At 64.6% G+C, this 18,130-nt stretch carries 19 protein-coding genes; 11 read left to right on the forward strand and 8 right to left on the reverse strand.

Annotated elements, in window-relative coordinates:
* Window positions 1-6: 6 nt before the first annotated feature.
* Together RBB31_RS06905 and greA are read right to left on the reverse strand one after the other, a co-directional pair.
* Entirely contained in the window at window positions 7-1,023 is a 1,017-nt protein-coding gene (locus RBB31_RS06905) for a hypothetical protein (RefSeq protein ID WP_306128533.1), read from the reverse strand.
* 37 nt (window positions 1,024-1,060) lie between these two features.
* A complete protein-coding gene (gene greA, locus RBB31_RS06910; RefSeq protein WP_306128534.1) occupies window positions 1,061-1,531 on the reverse strand; it encodes a transcription elongation factor GreA in 471 nt (156 codons plus the stop codon).
* 283 nt (window positions 1,532-1,814) lie between these two features.
* Between greA and RBB31_RS06915 the strand changes: the two genes are divergently transcribed.
* The 3 genes from RBB31_RS06915 (at window position 1,815) to RBB31_RS06925 (ending at window position 6,117) form a co-directional block, all read left to right on the forward strand.
* Window positions 1,815-3,461: an electron transfer flavoprotein-ubiquinone oxidoreductase gene (locus tag RBB31_RS06915; RefSeq protein WP_306128535.1), complete on the forward strand. Its 1,647-nt coding sequence runs from the start codon at window positions 1,815-1,817 to the stop codon at window positions 3,459-3,461.
* A gap of 120 nt (window positions 3,462-3,581) precedes the next feature.
* The gene (locus tag RBB31_RS06920) at window positions 3,582-5,294 is read left to right on the forward strand and encodes a tetratricopeptide repeat protein (RefSeq protein WP_371931301.1); all 1,713 of its coding nucleotides are present in this window, start codon (window positions 3,582-3,584) and stop codon (window positions 5,292-5,294) included.
* On the forward strand, window positions 5,281-6,117 hold the full coding sequence (locus tag RBB31_RS06925; RefSeq protein ID WP_306128536.1) for a 4-(cytidine 5'-diphospho)-2-C-methyl-D-erythritol kinase: 837 nt from the start codon (window positions 5,281-5,283) through the stop codon (window positions 6,115-6,117). Before RBB31_RS06920 ends, RBB31_RS06925 begins: the two co-directional genes overlap by 14 nt.
* A 9-nt stretch (window positions 6,118-6,126) precedes the next feature.
* Here RBB31_RS06925 and RBB31_RS06930 read toward each other — a convergent pair whose 3' ends face one another.
* On the reverse strand, window positions 6,127-7,128 hold the full coding sequence (locus RBB31_RS06930; RefSeq protein ID WP_306128537.1) for a polyprenyl synthetase family protein: 1,002 nt from the start codon (window positions 7,126-7,128) through the stop codon (window positions 6,127-6,129).
* Window positions 7,129-7,184: 56 nt separating this feature from the next.
* Between RBB31_RS06930 and RBB31_RS06935 the strand changes: the two genes are divergently transcribed.
* The 3 genes from RBB31_RS06935 (at window position 7,185) to RBB31_RS06945 (ending at window position 8,434) form a co-directional block, all read left to right on the forward strand.
* Window positions 7,185-7,406 (forward strand): DUF2007 domain-containing protein, encoded by a 222-nt coding sequence (locus tag RBB31_RS06935; RefSeq protein WP_306128538.1) that lies wholly within the window; start codon window positions 7,185-7,187, stop codon window positions 7,404-7,406.
* Window positions 7,403-8,158 (forward strand): tRNA1(Val) (adenine(37)-N6)-methyltransferase, encoded by a 756-nt coding sequence (locus RBB31_RS06940; protein WP_306128539.1) that lies wholly within the window; start codon window positions 7,403-7,405, stop codon window positions 8,156-8,158. Before RBB31_RS06935 ends, RBB31_RS06940 begins: the two co-directional genes overlap by 4 nt.
* A 111-nt stretch (window positions 8,159-8,269) precedes the next feature.
* Entirely contained in the window at window positions 8,270-8,434 is a 165-nt protein-coding gene (locus tag RBB31_RS06945) for a YdcH family protein (RefSeq protein WP_306128540.1), read from the forward strand.
* Between the two features lie 50 nt (window positions 8,435-8,484).
* Here RBB31_RS06945 and RBB31_RS06950 read toward each other — a convergent pair whose 3' ends face one another.
* From RBB31_RS06950 to RBB31_RS06970, 5 genes are all read right to left on the reverse strand, one after another.
* Window positions 8,485-9,423 carry a transcriptional regulator GcvA gene (locus RBB31_RS06950; RefSeq protein WP_306128541.1) on the reverse strand — a complete coding sequence of 313 codons (939 nt, stop codon included), beginning with the start codon at window positions 9,421-9,423 and terminating at the stop codon, window positions 8,485-8,487.
* Window positions 9,424-9,723: 300 nt separating this feature from the next.
* On the reverse strand, window positions 9,724-10,446 hold the full coding sequence (phbB, locus tag RBB31_RS06955; protein WP_306128543.1) for an acetoacetyl-CoA reductase: 723 nt from the start codon (window positions 10,444-10,446) through the stop codon (window positions 9,724-9,726).
* A 108-nt stretch (window positions 10,447-10,554) separates the two neighbouring features.
* Window positions 10,555-11,385, reverse strand: a complete 831-nt coding sequence (locus RBB31_RS06960) for a patatin-like phospholipase family protein (protein WP_306128544.1) — start codon at window positions 11,383-11,385, stop codon at window positions 10,555-10,557.
* 69 nt (window positions 11,386-11,454) lie between these two features.
* Complete coding sequence (locus RBB31_RS06965; RefSeq protein WP_306128545.1) at window positions 11,455-12,630, reverse strand: acetyl-CoA C-acetyltransferase; 1,176 nt, start codon at window positions 12,628-12,630, stop codon at window positions 11,455-11,457.
* A gap of 130 nt (window positions 12,631-12,760) precedes the next feature.
* Window positions 12,761-13,600, reverse strand: a complete 840-nt coding sequence (locus RBB31_RS06970; protein WP_306128546.1) for an EAL domain-containing protein — start codon at window positions 13,598-13,600, stop codon at window positions 12,761-12,763.
* Window positions 13,601-13,712: 112 nt separating this feature from the next.
* Here RBB31_RS06970 and RBB31_RS06975 point away from each other — a divergent pair, with 112 nt between their 5' ends.
* From RBB31_RS06975 to RBB31_RS06995, 5 genes are all read left to right on the forward strand, one after another.
* Window positions 13,713-14,291 (forward strand): DNA-3-methyladenine glycosylase I, encoded by a 579-nt coding sequence (locus RBB31_RS06975; RefSeq protein ID WP_306128547.1) that lies wholly within the window; start codon window positions 13,713-13,715, stop codon window positions 14,289-14,291.
* 76 nt (window positions 14,292-14,367) lie between these two features.
* A complete protein-coding gene (gene ilvD, locus RBB31_RS06980) occupies window positions 14,368-16,125 on the forward strand; it encodes a dihydroxy-acid dehydratase (RefSeq protein ID WP_306128548.1) in 1,758 nt (585 codons plus the stop codon).
* Window positions 16,126-16,133: 8 nt separating this feature from the next.
* Window positions 16,134-16,706: a hypothetical protein gene (locus RBB31_RS06985; RefSeq protein WP_306128549.1), complete on the forward strand. Its 573-nt coding sequence runs from the start codon at window positions 16,134-16,136 to the stop codon at window positions 16,704-16,706.
* A 99-nt stretch (window positions 16,707-16,805) separates the two neighbouring features.
* Window positions 16,806-17,576, forward strand: a complete 771-nt coding sequence (locus tag RBB31_RS06990) for a DUF6478 family protein (RefSeq protein WP_306128550.1) — start codon at window positions 16,806-16,808, stop codon at window positions 17,574-17,576.
* Between the two features lie 9 nt (window positions 17,577-17,585).
* Window positions 17,586-17,957: a hypothetical protein gene (locus tag RBB31_RS06995; protein WP_306128551.1), complete on the forward strand. Its 372-nt coding sequence runs from the start codon at window positions 17,586-17,588 to the stop codon at window positions 17,955-17,957.
* The last annotated feature ends 173 nt before the right edge of the window (window positions 17,958-18,130 follow it).

Raw genomic sequence — 18,130 nt, forward strand, 5'->3', positions numbered from 1 at the left:
GCAATCTCAGTCGAACGTCCCCGCCACGCGCCCCACCAGCATGAAGGCCCGCGCCGTGCGCGTATCCGACATTTCGGACATTTCCGCATCCGTCGCGGTTTCCGCGAACTGGCTGATGGTGCGGTCGAATATCCGCAAAAAATGGTGCGCCGCGTCGCGAAAGATCGTGTCCTGCTTCATCCGCGCCGCCGTCAGCGCCAGCGACGAGCGGTCGCGCACACCCCCCAGCGCCGCCACCGCCCGGCCCCGTTCCCCGGCAGCGAACCGACGCCACACCTCTGGCCGGGCCATGTCGGGGCGCAGATCGTCCATGTAGATGCCGTCCTGCGACAACAGCGTCAGCACGTCCTGGCTGGCCTGCACCAGCTGCGCGCTGTGCCGGACCTTCAGCGCCCGTCGCAACGCGGCAAAGCCTTCGCGGTCCTCGGCATTCTCCGGAAAGTTCAACGCCCGGATGAAATCCGATGTCGCCAGCGGCGGGGCCATCTCCTCGGGCGGGGTGCCCAGGGGCAGCGCCACCTGATCCGTTCCCGTCTCGACCGCGGTCGCCACAGGCGCGGGCCGCACATCCGCCGGGCTGCGCGAGGTCGAGAACATGGCCAGCGCGGTCTCGGTCTTGCGCTGCGCCGCCGCGATCTCCTCCAGCTTCTTGGTCACAGAGGGCTGGGCCGTCTCGTGCGTCATCTGGCTCTGCGCCACATAGGCTTGCCGTATCGCGTCGATCGCGGTCTGCAACCGCCGGCTCTCCTCGCGCATCACCTTGCTCGACCGTGCCGCCGTCGCCGCCACCCAGATCATCGCCACCGGCATGAAGATCGCTAACAGGACCACCACGAACTGCAATGCCCCGCCGGTTCCCCCGAAAACCCCCATGGGCGCCAGAACCAGAAAGAAAACCGCCGTTCCGACAAGCCAGGCCACCGTCAGCGCCAGCGCAATAACCTCGACGCCCGTGGCCCTGTCCTTTCGGGGCCGGTCGTAGACACCCAGCGGGGTCTGTGGGGCTTGCGGTCGATCGGTCATCGGTGAACCTGATTTCGGTGAGGCTGGCAAGGCCGGGTCAGATATACTCGACCTTCAGAACTTCGTAGGACTTGTCGCCACCGGGCGTGCGCACTTCTACGCTATCGCCCTCCTCTTTGCCAATCAACGCCCGTGCAATCGGCGATTTCACGTTCAGCAGGCCCTTCTCGATATTGGCCTCGTACTCGCCCACGATCTGATAGGATTTTTCCTCGTCCGTGTCCTCGTCCACCAGCGTGACCGTCGCGCCGAACTTGATCGGGCCCGAAAGTTTCCTGGGGTCGATCACCTCCGACAGGCTGATCGCGCCTTCCAGCTCCTTGATGCGGCCCTCGATGAACGATTGCTTTTCCTTGGCCGAATGGTACTCGGCATTTTCCGACAGGTCGCCATGCTCCCGCGCCTCGGAAATGGCCCGGATGATGGCGGGGCGCTCGACGGATTTCAGGTGTTTCAACTCCGCGTTCAGCGCGTCGAACCCGTCCTGTGTCATCGGGATCTTTTCCATGCCCTGTCCTTCTTTTCTGTCCCTAGTATCACCAAGGGGCCGCCCTTGCGCGACCCCGTGCCAATCTCAAACCATGCGCGACAGATTGACCTGACCTGACCCGCCAATGCAAGTAGGTCCTGACAGTCGACCGCGCAATCGCGCCGAAACTTGCGCCTTTTTGACGCTTTTGACCGCCTGTTACGTCGTGTTCGAATTGACCTTGCGCAACCCCGCACGATAACCAGTTGCGAAGTTTCTTACGCGGGCCGGCATGCGACCGGACGACCAGGAGAGGACCAAGATGACCCAAGTCGAACGCGAAGCCATGGAATACGATGTCGTGATCGTGGGCGCGGGGCCCGCCGGCCTCAGCGCCGCGATCCGCCTGAAACAGCTCGACCCCGAGCGCGAGGTCGTCGTGCTGGAAAAAGGCTCCGAAGTGGGTGCGCATATCCTGTCGGGCGCGGTGCTCGATCCCTGCGGCCTCGACGCGCTCATCCCCGACTGGAAGGAAAAGGGCGCGCCGGTCACGGTGGAGGTCAAGGAAGACAATTTCTACATGCTGGGCGAGGCGGGCAAGGTCCGCATCCCCAACTTCCCGATGCCGCCGCTGATGAACAACCACGGCAACTATATCGTGTCGATGGGCAATGTCTGCCGCTGGATGGCCGAACAGGCCGAGGCGCTGGGGGTCGAGATCTTCCCCGGCATGGCCTGCTCGGAAATCGTCTATGGCGAGAACGGCGAAGTGAAGGGCGTCGTGGCCGGCGAATTCGGCAAGAACCCCGACGGCACCCCCGGCCCGGGCTACGAGCCGGGCATGGAATTGCACGGCAAGTACGTGTTCCTGGGCGAAGGCGTGCGCGGCTCGCTGTCCAAGGAGGTCATCGCGAAATACGACCTCGCACAGGGCAAGGAGCCGCAGAAATACGGCCTCGGCATGAAGGAAATCTGGGAAATCGACCCCGAAAAGCACCGCGAAGGCACCGTCACTCACACGATGGGCTGGCCGCTGGGCAAGAACGCGGGCGGCGGCTCGTTCATCTACCACCTCGACAACAACCAGGTCTACGTGGGCTTCGTGGTTCACCTCAATTACAAGAACCCGCACCTTTACCCCTACATGGAATTCCAGCGGTTCAAGCATCACCCGGTGGTGGCCGACCTGCTGAAAGGCGGCAAGCGCGTCGCCTACGGCGCCCGCGCCATTTCCGAGGGCGGGTATCAGTCCATGCCCAAGATGGTCGCCCCCGGCGTCGCGCTGCTGGGTTGCTCGGTCGGCATGGTCAACGTGCCGCGCATCAAGGGCAACCACAACGCCATGCTGTCGGGCAAGGCTGCGGCCGAGGCCGCCCATGCCGCAATCGAGGCGGGGCGTGCCAGTGACGAACTGCCGGACTACGAGACCGAAGTGCGCAACGGCGCGATCGGCGCGGACCTCAAAAGGGTCCGCAACGTCAAGCCCTTGTGGTCCAAGTACGGCCTCACCGCCTCGCTCACGCTGGGGGGCCTCGACATGTGGACCAACACGCTGGGCTTTTCGTTCTTCGGCACGCTGGGCCACGGCAAGACCGACGCCGAGTCGACCGAAGAAGCCAGCAAGCACAGCGAAATCGCGTATCCCAAGCCGGACGGCAAGCTCAGCTTCGACCGCCTGACCAATGTCAGCTTCTCGATGACCAACCACGAGGAAAGCCAGCCGTCGCACCTCAAGCTGAAGGATCCGAAGATCCCGGTCGAGGTGAACCTGCCCAAATATGCCGGCCCCTCGGCCCGCTACTGCCCGGCAGGGGTCTACGAGTTCGTGGAAAAGGACGGCGAGCAGCAGTTTGTCATCAACTTCCAGAACTGCGTCCACTGCAAGACCTGCGACATCAAGGATCCGCCACAGAACATCAACTGGACCACGCCGCAGGGCGGTGACGGGCCGAACTATCCGAATATGTAGGCCACAGGCGAAATCACGCGGATAACGAGGGCGGCAAATTGGCCGCCCTCATTGCGTTGGCAGGCGGCTCATACTACCTTTGCGCAAATCATCGACCGCACAGGCAGGGAGCCCATACCCGTGAAAATCCTGACCGCAGGCGCAATTGCCGCGCTCTTGCAGGGCATCGCATTGCCCGCTCTGGCAGATATCAATGTCGGCGCCTATCTCGCCGCCCGACAGGCCCGCTACCAGAACGACTTCGATGCGGCCGCCCGGTACTACACCCAGGCGCTGACCCGCGACGCGGCGAACCCGGTGATCCTGGAAAGCACCGCCATCGCCTTCATGGCCCTGGGCCAGATCGACCGTGCCGTGCCCGTCGCCCGCCAGATCGAAGAGCAGGAGCTGCAAAGCCAGGTCGCCTTCATGGCCCTCATTGCCGAGGACGTGGCCGCCGGCAACCACGACGCCGTGATCGAGCGGATCGAGGCCGGCCAAGGCGTGGGCCAGCTGGCCGACGGGCTGATCATGGCCTGGACCGAACTGGCCCGCGGCGATGTCGACGCGGCCCTCGCCCTCTTCGACGAGGTCTCCGAGGAACGCGGCCTGAAGAACTTTGCCCTTTATCACAAGGCGCTGGCGCTCGCCTCCGTCGGCGATTTCGAAGCGGCCGAGGCCATATTCGCCGGCGGCAACGACGACGCCCCCCTGCAACGCACCCGCCGCGGCACCCGCGCCTGGGCCGTCGTGCTCAGCCAGCTGGAGCGCAACGACGAGGCCATCGCCCTTCTTGACGATGCCTTCGGCCCCACCGCCGATCCCGAGATCCTGGCGCTTCGCTCAGAGCTGGAAAGCGGCCTGCCGGTCGCCTTCAACATGATCTCCGGCCCGAAGGACGGCGTGGCCGAGGTGTTCTTTTCCATCGGTCAGGCCCTGCTTGGCGACATGGGCGACGACTATACCCTGCTCTATGCCCGCGTGGCGCAGTATCTCAATCCCGACCATGTCGACGCGATCCTGATGTCCGCGGAATTGCTGGAATCGCTGGAACGCTACGAATTGGCCACCCAGACCTACAAGAGCGTGCCGCGCGATCACCCCTCCTTCACCGCCGCCGAGATGGGCCGCGCTGAATCGCTGCGCCGCGACGACAAGATGGACGCGGCGATCGAAGTGCTGGAGCAACTGCGCGACTCGCATCCCGAACTGCCGCTGGTTCACGTGGCCGCCGCCGACCTTTATCGCCAAACCGAAAAATACGATCAGGCGGTGTCGGCCTATGACGACGCGCTCGATCTTCTCGGAGAGACTCAACCGGAGCACTGGTTCGTCTATTACGCACGGGCCATCAGCCACGAACGGCAAGACAACTGGGAGCAGGCAGAGGCCGATTTCCGCAAGGCGCTCGAGCTGAACCCCGAACATCCGCAGGTCCTGAACTATCTCGGCTACTCATTGGTCGAGAAACAGGTCAAGCTGGACGAGGCGCTGGGCATGATCGAGCGCGCCGTCGAGGCCCAGCCCGAGTCGGGCTATATCGTCGACAGCCTCGGATGGGCCCTGTACCGCCTGGGCCGGTACGAGGAATCCATTGGCCACATGGAACGTGCCGCCGAACTGATGCCGGTCGACCCGGTGGTCAACGATCACCTCGGCGACGTACTCTGGGCCGTGGGCCGCGAGATCGAGGCGCAATTCCAGTGGCGGCGCGCCCTGTCCTTCGTGGACATGGAAAACCCCTCGCCCGATATCGATCCGGAACGGATCCGCCGCAAGCTAGAGGTCGGCCTCGACACGGTGCTGCGCGAAGAAGGTTCGCCCCCTCTGGAGGTTGCGGATGACGGCGGCTGAGGGTTTCGCCCCGGCCAAGATCAACCTGACGCTGCACATCACCGGGCAGCGCGACGACGGCATGCATCTGCTCGATTCGCTGGTGATGTTTGCCGATGTGGGCGATCACCTGACGGTCACGCTGTCGGACACTCCGCACCTTTCGGTCACCGGCCCGATGGCCAAGGGCGTGCCGGACGGGCGCGACAACCTCGTGCTGCGGGCCGCCGAGCTGATGGGGATCAGCGCCGACATCACGCTCGACAAGGTTCTGCCCCATGCCGCGGGTCTGGGCGGCGGCTCGTCCGACGCGGCCGCAACCCTGCGCGTGCTGTCGCGCCTGACCGATACGCCCCTTCCCACCGATGTCACGTCGCTGGGCGCCGATGTGCCCGTCTGTCTCGGCAACGGCGCCGCGCGGATGCAGGGGATCGGCGAAAAGATAACCGCGGCCCATGACCTGCCCTGCCTTCACGCGGTGCTGATCAATCCCGGTGTGCCCATGCGCACGCCCGATGTCTTTGCCGCGGTCGGTCAGAAGAACAACACAGCGATGCCCACCGAAATACCTCACGATCTCAGCGCGATCGACTTCATCGACTGGCTTCGCGGAATGCGCAACGATCTGGAATATGCGGCCATCGGGCAGACGCCCGTCATCTCGCAGGTGCTGGGCGCGCTCAGCGTCACGGCGGGCTGCCGCATGGCCCGCATGACCGGCTCGGGCAGCAGCTGTTTCGGCCTTTACACCGGCGAGGAAACCGCTCGCGCCGCGATGGGCCGCCTGAAAGAGGAAAATCCGGGCTGGTGGGTCACCGCCACCCGCCTCAATGCGCATCCCTGAGGGCGCGGCCTAGCGGATCCGTGCCACCACGTAATCCGACAGCGCCAGCAGCATGTCCCGCACCGGGTGCTCGGGCAATTGCTCCATCGCCGCGTTGGCCTTTGCCGTCCATTCCAGCGCATCGGCGCGCGTCGCCTCCAGCGTGCCGTGATGGTTCAGCAGCCGCAGCGCCTCGTCCAGGTCGCCGTCGCGCTGGTCGCCCTTCTCGATGGTCCGCGCCCAGAAGGCCCGCTCGCTCTCGTCGGCCAGCGCCACCGCCTTGATCACCGGCAGGGTCAGCTTGCGCTCGCGGAAATCGTCGCCCACGTTCTTGCCCGTGGCCCTGGTATCGCCCTGGTAGTCCAGCAGGTCGTCGACGATCTGAAACGCGATGCCCAGCGCATCGCCATAATCGAAAAGCGCCTGCACCTGGTCATCGGACACGCCCGCGATCACGCCGCCCACCTCGGTCGCGGCCGAAAACAGCGCCGCGGTCTTGCCGCGCACGATCTGCAGGTAGACATCCTCGTCCGTCTTCAGGCTGCGCGACGCGGTCAGTTGCAGCACTTCGCCCTCGGCAATCGTCGCCGCTGCGTTCGACAGGATGTCCAGCACCGTCAGCGACCCGGTTTCCACCATCAACTGGAAGGCACGCGCGAACAGGTAATCCCCGGTCAGCACGCTGGACTTGTTGTCGAACAGCAGGTTCGCCGTCGGCCGACCGCGCCGCTGCGCGCTTTCGTCCACCACGTCGTCGTGCAACAGCGTCGCGGTATGGATGAACTCCACCGTCGCGGCCAGCTTCACGTCATCGCCGCCGCTGTATCCGCACAGGTCCGCCGCCGCCAGCGTCAACATCGGGCGCAGCCGCTTGCCGCCCGCCTCGACCAGATGCGCCGTCACTTCCGGGATACGCGGCGCATGGCGCGACGCCATCCGCTCACGGATCAGGATGTTCACCTCGTCCAGCTTGCCTTGCAAGTGCGAGGCCAGCTCCTCGTGCGGTTTGGTTGCGGCGTGGTCCAGTCCCATCAAACTCCCGTCACTCAGGCTCGACAATGCGCGTCCGGTGTCCTTAAGTCATCCCCATGAAGCATCTTCTCAGCACCACCGACCCGACCGTGATGGCGTTTGCCAAGGCCCTGCTTCAGGGCGAGGATATAGACTGCTTTGAATTGGACGTAAACATGAGCATCCTCGAAGGCGGCATCGGGATCTTCCCGCGCCGCCTGATGGTAGGAGAGGAAGATTACCTTCCCGCTCGCCAGACCCTTGAAGACAACGGGATAGAGGTCGAGCCGCTCTCGTGACGCGTGACACCACCTGCGACGATTTTCTCGGCGGCCGGCTGAAGATCCTGCAGCCCCGGACCGGCTATCGCGCCGGGATCGACCCGGTCCTGCTGGCCGCCAGCATTCCTGCCAAGCCGGGCGACACCGTGCTCGACCTCGGCTGCGGTGTCGGCGTCGCAGGGCTCTGTCTGGCCCGGCGCGTATCCGGGCTCCACCTGACGGGTCTGGAACGTCAGCCCGCCTATGCCGACCTCGCCAGGGCGAACGGCGCGGCGAACGACCTGCCCTTCGAGGTGGTCGAGGGCGATCTGTTGGACATGCCGCGCACCCTGCGCGACCGCCAGTTTCACCACGTCTTCGCCAACCCGCCCTATTTCGACCGCGCCACCAGCACCGCCGCCACCGATCCGGGCCGCGAAGGCGCCATGGGTGAGGATACCCCCCTCGCCGCCTGGGTGGCCGCCGCGGCGAAACGCACCCGGCCCAAGGGCACCACCACCTTCATCCAGCGCGCCGAGCGTCTGCCAGAGCTTCTGTCCCACGCCGCAGACCACCTCGGCAGCCTCCAGCTTCTGCCACTGATTCCCCGCCCCGGACGCCCCGCGCGACTGGTCCTTCTGCGCGGACGGCGCGGTGGACGGGCCGCATTTCGGCTGCATGACGGCTGGTGCCTGCATAATGGGCAGCACCACGTTAACGATTGCGAAAACTACACACCGGCAACGGCTTGCATCCTGCGCGACGGCGGGGAAATGCCTTTCCCGGACTGATTTAGGCAAGTTGTAGCTAAATCCCGCCACCCGATTTTGCGTACGCAGCGTGACAGATTACATGTTTTGTGCTGCACTATCCCGTGCACATCAGAAAGAGGAGACGCATTCATGGCTTTGAGTTCGCACGTCGAGGAACTGAAAAAGAAACACCAGGCTCTCTCGGAACAGGTCGAAGCGGCACAGCGTGCCCCGGGCACACCAGACCTCGAAATCTCAAGCATGAAGAAACGGAAACTCCGGCTGAAAGAAGAAATCGAACGACTTTCCCATTAACATGTCACGCAAAGTCTGATCGGGATGCGCCCTCGCGGCGCATCTCGTGATCACGCTGGCCTCAGCGGGATCAACTCCAATCTGGCCGTGGTCTCGAACCCCTTGGCGGTTTCGGCCAGCATCCAGTCGCGGAACGCCTTGATCTGAGGCTTGTCTTCCGCACCCTTGCGGCAGACGAACCTGAATTCCGCGCCGCCGCTGATTGCCTTGCCATAGGGGGCCACCAACCGCCCTTCCATCACGTCCTTGATGACCAGCGCCCGGCGCCCCAAAACCACGCCCACCCCGGCCAGCGCAGCATCCATAGCGTGATCGCCTTGCGAGAACCTCGGGCCATGCGGCTCTACCGGGTCGACGCCAACCGCCCGGAACCACGCCGCCCAATCCGTCGGCGGGTCCAGGAAATCGATCGACTGGTCCACGATCAGCACCGCCTCGCGCAGGCTTTCTGGCGTCGGATATCGCTCGGCCAGCGCGGGCGTCATAACCGGCGTTACCCATTCTTCGGCCAGCGGCAGCGAATACAGTCCCTTGTCCGGCCCCTGGCCGAACCGGATCGCTACATCCACCTGGTCGCGGTCGAAATCCATCAGCCGCAGCGACGCCGAGAATCGCAGCTCGATCTCTGGATGCGCTTGCGCGAATTCATACAGCCGCGGCGCCATCCACTTGGCGGTAAAGGCCGGCCCCGCCGTCACCGTCAACGTGCTGCCGTCCAGTTCCCGCCGTGTCGCCGCCCAGGCCGCCGACAGCGCCGAGAATCCGTCGCGGCACCCCGGCGCCAGCGTTTCGCCTGCCTGCGTTAACTCCACCGCCCGGTTCAGCCGCCGGAACAGCGGCGCCCCCAGATGCTCTTCCAGCGACTTTATCTGAAAAGACAGGGCGGCCGGCGTCACGTTCAACTCCGCCGCGGCCTTCTGGAACGACATGTGCCGCGCCGCGGCCTCGAAGGCGCGCAAGGCGGTAAGAGGGGGCAGGCGATCACTCATGTCAATAAAGTATAACTTAACCGAAGACGTGAAAAGTCTCGTTTGTCGCCTGCACTGAAAAGGCTCATGTTGAACCCAGTCAAGTTTACCTGAAAGGTACGGCCATGATCGAGACCGCCTCTGATGCAAAGACCCGCGACGCTTACCGCGCCGCACACTACCAGCGCAGCCGTTTTTTCGGTGAAGTCTTCGGCTGGCTCGCCCGCAAGCCTTCTTCCAGGTGATCGTTGCAGGTCTCTGGAAACAGAAAGGGCCGGTTCCCCTGACCGGCCCTTTCGCATTCGATAATTTCAGCGCACTTCAGACGAAGAACTGCGCCCCGTTGGCCGAGATCGTCGAGCCGTTGATGAACCCCGCATCGTCCGACGCCAGGAAGGCCACGCAGCGCGCGATCTCTTCAGGCTCGCCCAGGCGGCCCGCCGGGATCTGGCCGATGATCGATTCGCGCACCTTTTCCGGCACCGCCATCACCATTTCCGTGGCGATATAGCCGGGGCAGACCGCGTTCGCGGTAATTCCCGCCCGCGCCCCTTCCTGTGCCAGCGACTTCACGATGCCAAGGTCGCCCGCCTTGGTCGCGGCATAGTTCACCTGCGCGAACTGGCCTTTCTGACCGTTGATCGAGCTGATAACGATCACGCGTCCGAACTTGCGCTCGCGCATCCCGGGCCAAACCGGGTGCACGGTGTTGAACACGCCCGTCAGGTTGGTGTCGATCACGTCCTTCCACTGGTCCGGCGTCATCTTGTGGAACGGCGCGTCACGGGTGATGCCGGCATTCGCCACCACCACGTCGATCGGCCCCAACTCGGCCTCGACCGTCTCGATCCCGGCCTTGGACGCGTCGTAATCGGCCACGTTCCACTTGTAGGTCTTGATGCCGGTCTCATCGGTGAACTTCGCCGCGGCCTCGTCGTTGCCCGCATAGGTGGCGGCCACTTCGTAACCTTCCGCCTTCAGTTTCTTCGAAATGGCTTCGCCGATACCGCGGCTACCGCCGGTCACAAGGGCAACTCTCGCCATGGGAATCCTCCAGTCTTTCTGTTCAGTGTTGGGTTGCTTGGAAACTTTGCTACTCATCTCACGCACAAATCGCAACATTGTTGCGCAATTCTTTTTGTCGCGCGGCACTCATCCGCCATTCAGATACGCCTCCGCGTCTTGTTGCCCCAGTGACCAGGTCTCGCGCAGCTTCTGCGGATCGGTAAAGTCGATCTTGTCGGCCGGCGTCTCCTCGGATGGCCAGACATAGACCCGCCCCGGCACATCGGGCAGCTTGCGGTACTGCCGCGTCAGCAGCACCAGCGTTTCGCCCTCATCAGGCTCGGGCAGGGGTGCCTGGTCGGCCATGCCGCCGTCAACCACGCGCCGGTCACCCCAAAGCGGCGGCTCGAACACCGGCGGAATCACCGCCGCCGCGTTCACCAGTTCCACCAGCCGGCCGTCCCGCGCCGCCTGGTTCGCATCCACCAGCTGCGCCGCCAGGCCCATCTTCTCGGCCCAGTCGAAATGTGGGCTGCCCTTCACGTGCAACTCCGCCTCGTAGGCCGCGGCCAGCGCGGTGCCCGTCATCGTTGGATTGCCCGTCGAAGGCGGATGCGCGATCTGGATCTGAAAGGCCGGGCCGTCCGCGACCCGTGCGCAGGCTGCCTTGTCCAGCACCGTTTCCACTACGTCGCAATAGATCCGCTGATGCGGCGTGATGCCCTCCTCATCTGCGGCGAACAGATCGAGATTGTGATCCCGTTTCTCGAACGCATCGCACATCTCGTCCAGCAGCCGCCGCTCGATCCCGGCGATCCATGCGGCACCGGCCAAGGCCCCGCCGCTGACCCCGGTCACGCGCTCGGGCGTGAACTTGCGCTCCTGTTCCAGCCGGGTGATGAACCCGCCCTGCCAGAAACACCGCAACCCACCGCCGGAAAACACGATCTGAGGGGGATTGTCGGGCAGCTTCATCAAGGATCATCCGTAGGCCTGGACAGAAAAACAGGCCCCACGGGGCCTGCTTCCTATTTTTAAATCAGCATCTTAGGGCCGCTCTATGCACATGGCCACGCCCATTCCGCCGCCGATGCACAGCGTGGCAAGGCCCTTCTTGGCGTCGCGGCGCTTCATCTCGAACAGCAGGGTGTTCAGCACACGGCAGCCCGAGGCGCCGATCGGGTGGCCGATGGCAATCGCGCCGCCGTTCACGTTCACGATCGACGGGTCCCAGCCCATGTCCTTGTTCACCGCACAGGCTTGCGCAGCAAAGGCCTCGTTGGCTTCCACCAGCTCCAGGTCGTCGACGCTCCAGCCCGCCTTTTCCAGCGCCTTGCGGCTGGCATGGATCGGGCCCACGCCCATGATCGACGGGTCCAGACCGGCAGTCGCATAGGACGCGATCCGCGCCAGCGGCTCGATCCCGCGCTTCTCGGCATTCTCGGCGCTCATCAACAGCACGGCGGCCGCACCGTCATTCAGGCCCGAGGCGTTGGCCGCTGTGACCGAGCCGTCCTGCGTGAAGGCGGGGCGCAGTTTCTGCATCGCTTCCATCGTGGCGCCGTGGCGGATGTATTCGTCCTTGTCCACGACCGTCTCGCCCTTGCGGGTCTTGACGGTGAACGGGATCACCTCGTCATCGAACTTGCCCGCCTTCTGTGCCGCCTCGGCCTTGTTCTGGCTGGCGACGGCGAACTCGTCCTGCTGGTCGCGCGTGATCTGCCACTTGTCGGCGACGTTCTCGGCGGTCTGGCCCATGTGATAGCCGTTGAACGCGTCCCACAGCCCGTCGCGGATCATCGTGTCGATGTATTTCATGTCGCCCATCTTGTGGCCCGAGCGCAGATGCGCGGCGTGGGGGCTCAGGGTCATGTTCTCCTGTCCGCCGGCGGCCACCACATCGGCATCGCCCAGCTGGATGTGCTGCGCGCCCAGCGCCACGGCCCGCAAGCCCGAGCCGCAGACCTGGTTGATGCCCCAGGCCGCGCTTTCGATCGGCAGGCCGGCATTCACATGCGCCTGGCGTGCGGGGTTCTGGCCCTGCGCCGCCGTCAGAACCTGGCCGAGGATGGTTTCGGAAACCTCGGATTTGTCGATGCCTGCGCGCTCGACGATGGCTTCCAGAACGGCCGCGCCAAGGTCATGCGCCGGGGTGTTGGCAAAAGCGCCGGAAAAAGAGCCGACAGCGGTCCGTGCTGCCGAGGCGATAACAACGTTGGTCATAGTGTCCTCCACCAATTCTTGCTGGCCGAGGATCGCAGGCCTGCACATCACGTGCAGGCCCCGGATTCCCCGCATTGCGCAGGGTGTACCGCAGTCGCCGCAGCGCGGCAACTGTAGCCGTTGTCACAGGTCAGGCGATCACCGCTTCCTGGGCAGTTTCCAGCCATGGCGGCTGCACCGTGGGTGCGCCGAAATAGTAGCCCTGAAGACAATCCATGCCGATGTTGTGCAAAAAGACGGCGTCGTTGGGGCGCTCCACGCTTTCGGCGACGGTCACCATGTCGAACTGCTCGGCAATCGAGATCAGCGCCCGCGTCAACACCTGGTTGTCCGGGTTGTCGGCGATCCCGCGGATGAACTGCCCGTCGATCTTGAGGATGTCGAAGTAGAAATCCCTCAGGTACCGGAACGAGGTGAACCCGGCACCGAAATCGTCCAGCGCGAAACTGATACCTTTCTTTTGCAGGCTGGCCATGAAGTTCACCACCAGTTCCGGCACCAGCATGGCAGAGCTTTCCGTGATCTCCAGAATCAGGCGCTCGCCCAGGGTCGGGTCGTGGCCCAACCCGCGCTTCAGCGTGCGCATCCAGCGCGGATAGCCGATCGACCGGGCCGACATGTTGATCGACAGGCGGATATCGGGATGCTCGCGCAAGGTGCGGATTCCCTTTTCCAACGACAGGCAATCGACGATCCGGCCCGTCTCCATGGTCTCGATGACATGAATGAACTCCCGCGCCGGAATGATCCGTCCGGTTTCATCCAGCACCCGCACCAGCCCCTCGTAAAAGGCCGGCCTGTCCTGCCGCCCCGACGGCACCACGGCCTGGTAGGCCAGCATCACGTGGCCGTGCCGCACCGCCGCCTCGACCATCCCGATCACCGACTGGTCCCGCCCCGACACCGCATAGGCCAGGGGGTTGTCATGCCCCGACGGGACATTCGCCCACTTCAATCTCTTGTCACCCATGAAACTCTCCGTACTCCACAGCCGCCCAATAAGCGCCACGCAAGCTAAGGAATTGTTAAACCGGGCATTTGAGTCATACTGTCCGCTACAGACGAAACCGGGGGCGTGAACCATGGAAAGATGCGGCTGGGTCGGCACCGATCCCATCTACGAGGACTATCACGACACCGAATGGGGCGTACCCGAGTGGGACAGCCGCGCGCTGTGGGAAAAGCTCATCCTCGACGGCTTCCAGGCCGGTCTCAACTGGATCACCATCCTGAAGAAGCGCGACAACTTTCGTGAAGCTTTCCAAGGGTTTGACCCGAATCTCATCGCCACCTGGGGCGAGGATGACGTGCAGCGTCTTCTGGGCGATCCCGGCATCATCCGCCACCGCGGCAAGATCGAGGCCACCATCGCCAACGCCCGCGCCTGGCAGACGATCGAGGCCGAACAGGGCTTTGACACCTACCTGTGGTCCTGGACGGGCGGCGCGCCCTTGCAGAACCGCTGGGCCAACCTTGCCGAGGTCCCCACCGAGACCGAAATATCCCGCGCAATTTCGAAAGATTTGAAGAAACGCGGCTTCAAGTTCTGCGGCCCCACCATCGTCTATGCCTTCATGCAGGCCGTGGGCATGGTCAACGACCACATCATCACTTGCCATCGCCACGCCCCCGTGGCCGCCATGGCAACCCCGCCACGCTGAACTTTGCCTGCGCGAAAGCTTGCCCCCGTCGCGGCTCTGGCCTAGACCGGATCCAACGATTTCAGGGGAGGCCCAGATGACCAAATTCGACAAAAGCAAACTGCCCAGTCGCCACGTGACCGAAGGGCCCGCGCGCGCACCGCATCGCTCGTATTACTACGCGATGGGCATGACCGAAGAGGAGATCCACCAGCCTCTCGTCGGCGTCGCCACCTGCTGGAACGAGGCCGCGCCTTGCAACATCGCCCTCAACCGCCAGGCACAGGCCGTCAAGGGCGGCGTGAAAGAGGCCAAGGGCTCCCCCCGCGAGTTCACCACCATCACCGTCACCGACGGCATCGCCATGGGCCACGAGGGGATGCGCTCCTCGCTCGCCTCCCGCGAAGCCATCGCCGACACCGTCGAGCTTACCATGCGCGGCCATTGCTATGACGCCATCGTGGGCCTTGCGGGCTGTGACAAGTCCCTGCCCGGCATGATGATGGCCATGGTCCGCCTCAACGTGCCGTCGGTCTTCATCTACGGCGGCTCGATCCTGCCGGGCAAGGCCCCCCAGATCGACGAGATCCCCGAGGAATTCCGCACCCGCGACCTGACCGTGCAGGACATGTTCGAGGCCGTGGGCTGGAACCAGAACGGCACCATGTCCGACAAGGCGCTCGACGCGCTCGAACGCGTCGCCTGCCCCTCGGCGGGCGCCTGCGGCGGCCAGTTCACCGCCAACACCATGGCCTGCGTGTCCGAGGCGATCGGCCTTGCCCTGATGAACTCCTCCGGCATGCCCGCACCTTATGAATCCCGCGACCAGTATGCCGAGGCGTCGGGCCGCGCTGTCATGGATCTGCTGGAAAAAAACATCCGCGCCCGCGACGTGGTCACCCGCAAGTCCATGGAAAACGCCGCGCGCGTCGTCGCTTGTACCGGCGGCTCCACCAACGCCGGGCTTCACCTGCCCGCCATCGCGCATGAGGCCGGGATCGAGTTCTACCTCGACGATGTCTGCGAGATCTTCCGCGACACGCCCTACTTCGTCGACCTGAAACCGGGCGGGCAATACGTGGCCAAGGATCTCTACGACGCGGGCGGCATTCCCGTGGTGATGAAGGAACTGCGCAAGGCGGGCCTCATCCACGAGGATTGCATGACCGCCACCGGGCGCTCCATCGGCGAAGAACTCGACCGCATCGAACGCGAGGCCGACGGCAAGGTCATCTACTCCATCGACGCGCCCCTCACCAAGACCGGCGGCGTCGTCGGCCTCAAGGGCAACATCGCGCCGCAAGGCGCCATCGTGAAGGTGGCGGGCATCGCGCCCGAGCATCAGGTCTTCACCGGCCCCGCCCGCGTCTTCGAATGCGAGGAAGACGCGTTTGCCGCCGTGCAAAAGCGCGAATACGAAGAAGGCGAGGTGATCGTCATCCGCAACGAAGGCCCCGCAGGCGGCCCCGGCATGCGCGAGATGCTGGCCACCACCGCCGCGCTCTCGGGGCAAGGCATGGGCAAGAAGGTCGCGCTCATCACCGACGGCCGCTTCTCGGGCGCGACACGCGGCTTCTGCGTGGGGCACGTGGGCCCCGAGGCCGCCCATTGCGGCCCCATCGCAATGCTGAAAAATGGCGACATTATCACCATCGACGCGATCAAGGGCGAGCTTTCCGTCGATCTCAGCGACGCCGAACTGGAGGCCCGCAAGAAAGACTGGCCCGGCCCGCGCGAGACGATCTACGCCTCCGGCGCGCTCTGGAAATACGCCCAGCTCGTGGGCGAAACCTACAAGGGCGCCGTCACCCATCCGGGCGCCAAGGCCGAGCGTCACGTCTACGCAGACCTCTGAGCCGTCCCGTGCGCGCGCTCCGAACAATCTGGCTGGCGGCCCTGCTCTGGCCGCTGGCCGCCTGCGATGATGTGGGGGGCACCTCCGACGCATCCAACGTGGTCAGGGCGCTGTCGCTCTATGACGGCGCTGTCGTGGTGCGCGGCCCGCGCGGCTATTGCGTCGACGCCGACAACACCCGGCGCCAGCCCTCCAACCGCCTCGTCTTTCTCGGCAGCTGCGAGTCGCTCAGCGGCGAACCCGGCGTCACCGTGCCCCTGGCCCTGATCGTGGTCAACGTGGCCGACCGGCAGCCGGGCCGCGCCCAGCCCACGGCCGCCACCATCGCCGCCAGCGCCGCCCCGAAAAAGCCGCTGGCCGCGATAGATTCCGACGGTCTCGCGCTGGTGCATCTCGACGCGGGCGGCGAACTGGCCCTGCCCGGCGGCGACCCGCGCTACTGGCGCGGCGGCATGGTCATCAACGACCATTTCGTCAGCCTCGCGGTCTACGCCCCGGCCGGCAGCCGCCTTGCCGGAGCGGCAGGCCGGGGCTTCATCACCGACCTCGCCCAGACCCTGCGGGCCGCCAGCGCGCAGTAACCCAAGGCAATCAATGCATTGTTTCCAAACTCTGCTTAATGCTATGACAATGTCTCAGGGGCAGAGTGCGGCGAAACCAACCGGAAACGATCCACGACAATGGGGCTGAAACGTTCAGGACTGGATTGGCTGGCCCATCGGCGCGACCTGCGGCGATGGCGGCAAATCGCGCGCGAGGCCACGTCGATGACGCTGGAACAACTTCGCGCCGAACGCTCCGAGGCGCGCAAACTGCGCTATCACCTGAACGAGTTGATCAGCCACGCCGACAATCGCCTCGCTCTCCCCATGATCGGCTCCCACGCCTTTCCCAAACCGCATGGCACCGACTGGTCCTGGCGTCCCGCGATCTGGCGCGAACCGCTGGCCGTACCGGGGCAATCCTCGGTCCTCAGCAAGACGCAGTTGGGCCACGAGCTGACGCTGTTTCACGACTGTCAGCATTCCGAGCTGTCGCTGCGCCAGTTGCGCAACACGCGCGAGGCCGATCTTGCGCCTTTCGGCCTGCGCATGGATGTGTTCAGCTTCGACGGCTCCTTCCTGTCCCTCGTGCTCGACCTGCCCGCGGCAGCAGTGAGCGGGTTGCAGTCCCGCCACCTCATCCGCATGGACACCATCGTCGAGATGGAAAAACCGCTGGAAATCTTCGCCCGGCTGAACATCAAGCACGGCCCGAACACCGAACAGATCGTGCGCGAATTGCCGCTGCACGAAGAGGATATCATGGTCGAATTCGACCTCGCCTATTCCAAGCTGAACGAAAAGCGGATCGAACGGGCCTGGGTCGACCTGATTTTCGAGAACCCGCAGATGAGCCAGGTCATCCTGCGCGACCTCACCTTCAGCCGCCGGCCCCGCGCGGAATTCTAGGAGGCCCCCATGCAAGAACTGACATTGACCAAGACGCGCCTCTTCGAAGGCGTCTGGGAAGGGGTCATCACCGGCGCCGGCGACCGCCGCCCGGACGTGTCGGTGACGCACCTGCAAGACACCATCGCCGGGGTCGAGGTGATCGAGAAACCCGAAGAACAGGCCTGGGTCCTGCGCGTCCCCATCCCGGCCGACCGCATCGCCGATGGGGTGCAGACCTTCCTGATTTCCGACACCGGAACCGGCGCGGCCCTGGGCAGCTTCTCCATCGTCTCGGGCGATGCGCTGGCCTACGACATCCGCGCCGAGGTGACGCTCCTGCGCGAAGAGCTTGACATGCTCAAACGCGCCTTCCGCCGCCACTGCCTGGAGACGATGTAGGTCCGCTGGGTGGGACTTAGCGGACGTTCTGTTCTGACGGTGAGGAGACGCACATCGACGGGCCGTGGTACGGCGAACCGACGATTGTGATGGGCAGTTTATGCCTGCAAAGCACATCCAACCTGAGAGCGTGGCACTTCACCGGCGAAATCGCCGTGCCGGGGGACGGCTCG

Source organism: Roseovarius sp. MMSF_3350 (genome assembly GCF_030733425.1).
Taxonomy (GTDB): Bacteria; Pseudomonadota; Alphaproteobacteria; order Rhodobacterales; family Rhodobacteraceae; genus Roseovarius.

Excerpts from the sequence above, each read along its gene's own strand:
- RBB31_RS06935 (WP_306128538.1), top strand. The coding sequence starts at position 7,185 with ATGAAGCATCTTCTCAGCACCACCGACCCGACCGTGATGGCGTTTGCC.
- RBB31_RS06945 (WP_306128540.1), top strand. The coding sequence starts at position 8,270 with ATGGCTTTGAGTTCGCACGTCGAGGAACTGAAAAAGAAACACCAGGCT.
- RBB31_RS06990 (WP_306128550.1), top strand. The coding sequence starts at position 16,806 with ATGGGGCTGAAACGTTCAGGACTGGATTGGCTGGCCCATCGGCGCGAC.
- RBB31_RS06925 (WP_306128536.1), top strand. The coding sequence starts at position 5,281 with ATGACGGCGGCTGAGGGTTTCGCCCCGGCCAAGATCAACCTGACGCTG.
- RBB31_RS06930 (WP_306128537.1), bottom strand. The coding sequence starts at position 7,128 with ATGGGACTGGACCACGCCGCAACCAAACCGCACGAGGAGCTGGCCTCG.
- RBB31_RS06905 (WP_306128533.1), bottom strand. The coding sequence starts at position 1,023 with ATGACCGATCGACCGCAAGCCCCACAGACCCCGCTGGGTGTCTACGAC.
- greA (WP_306128534.1), bottom strand. The coding sequence starts at position 1,531 with ATGGAAAAGATCCCGATGACACAGGACGGGTTCGACGCGCTGAACGCG.
- RBB31_RS06975 (WP_306128547.1), top strand. The coding sequence starts at position 13,713 with ATGGAAAGATGCGGCTGGGTCGGCACCGATCCCATCTACGAGGACTAT.
- RBB31_RS06915 (WP_306128535.1), top strand. The coding sequence starts at position 1,815 with ATGACCCAAGTCGAACGCGAAGCCATGGAATACGATGTCGTGATCGTG.
- RBB31_RS06970 (WP_306128546.1), bottom strand. The coding sequence starts at position 13,600 with ATGGGTGACAAGAGATTGAAGTGGGCGAATGTCCCGTCGGGGCATGAC.
- ilvD (WP_306128548.1), top strand. The coding sequence starts at position 14,368 with ATGACCAAATTCGACAAAAGCAAACTGCCCAGTCGCCACGTGACCGAA.
- RBB31_RS06950 (WP_306128541.1), bottom strand. The coding sequence starts at position 9,423 with ATGAGTGATCGCCTGCCCCCTCTTACCGCCTTGCGCGCCTTCGAGGCC.
- RBB31_RS06965 (WP_306128545.1), bottom strand. The coding sequence starts at position 12,630 with ATGACCAACGTTGTTATCGCCTCGGCAGCACGGACCGCTGTCGGCTCT.
- RBB31_RS06995 (WP_306128551.1), top strand. The coding sequence starts at position 17,586 with ATGCAAGAACTGACATTGACCAAGACGCGCCTCTTCGAAGGCGTCTGG.
- phbB (WP_306128543.1), bottom strand. The coding sequence starts at position 10,446 with ATGGCGAGAGTTGCCCTTGTGACCGGCGGTAGCCGCGGTATCGGCGAA.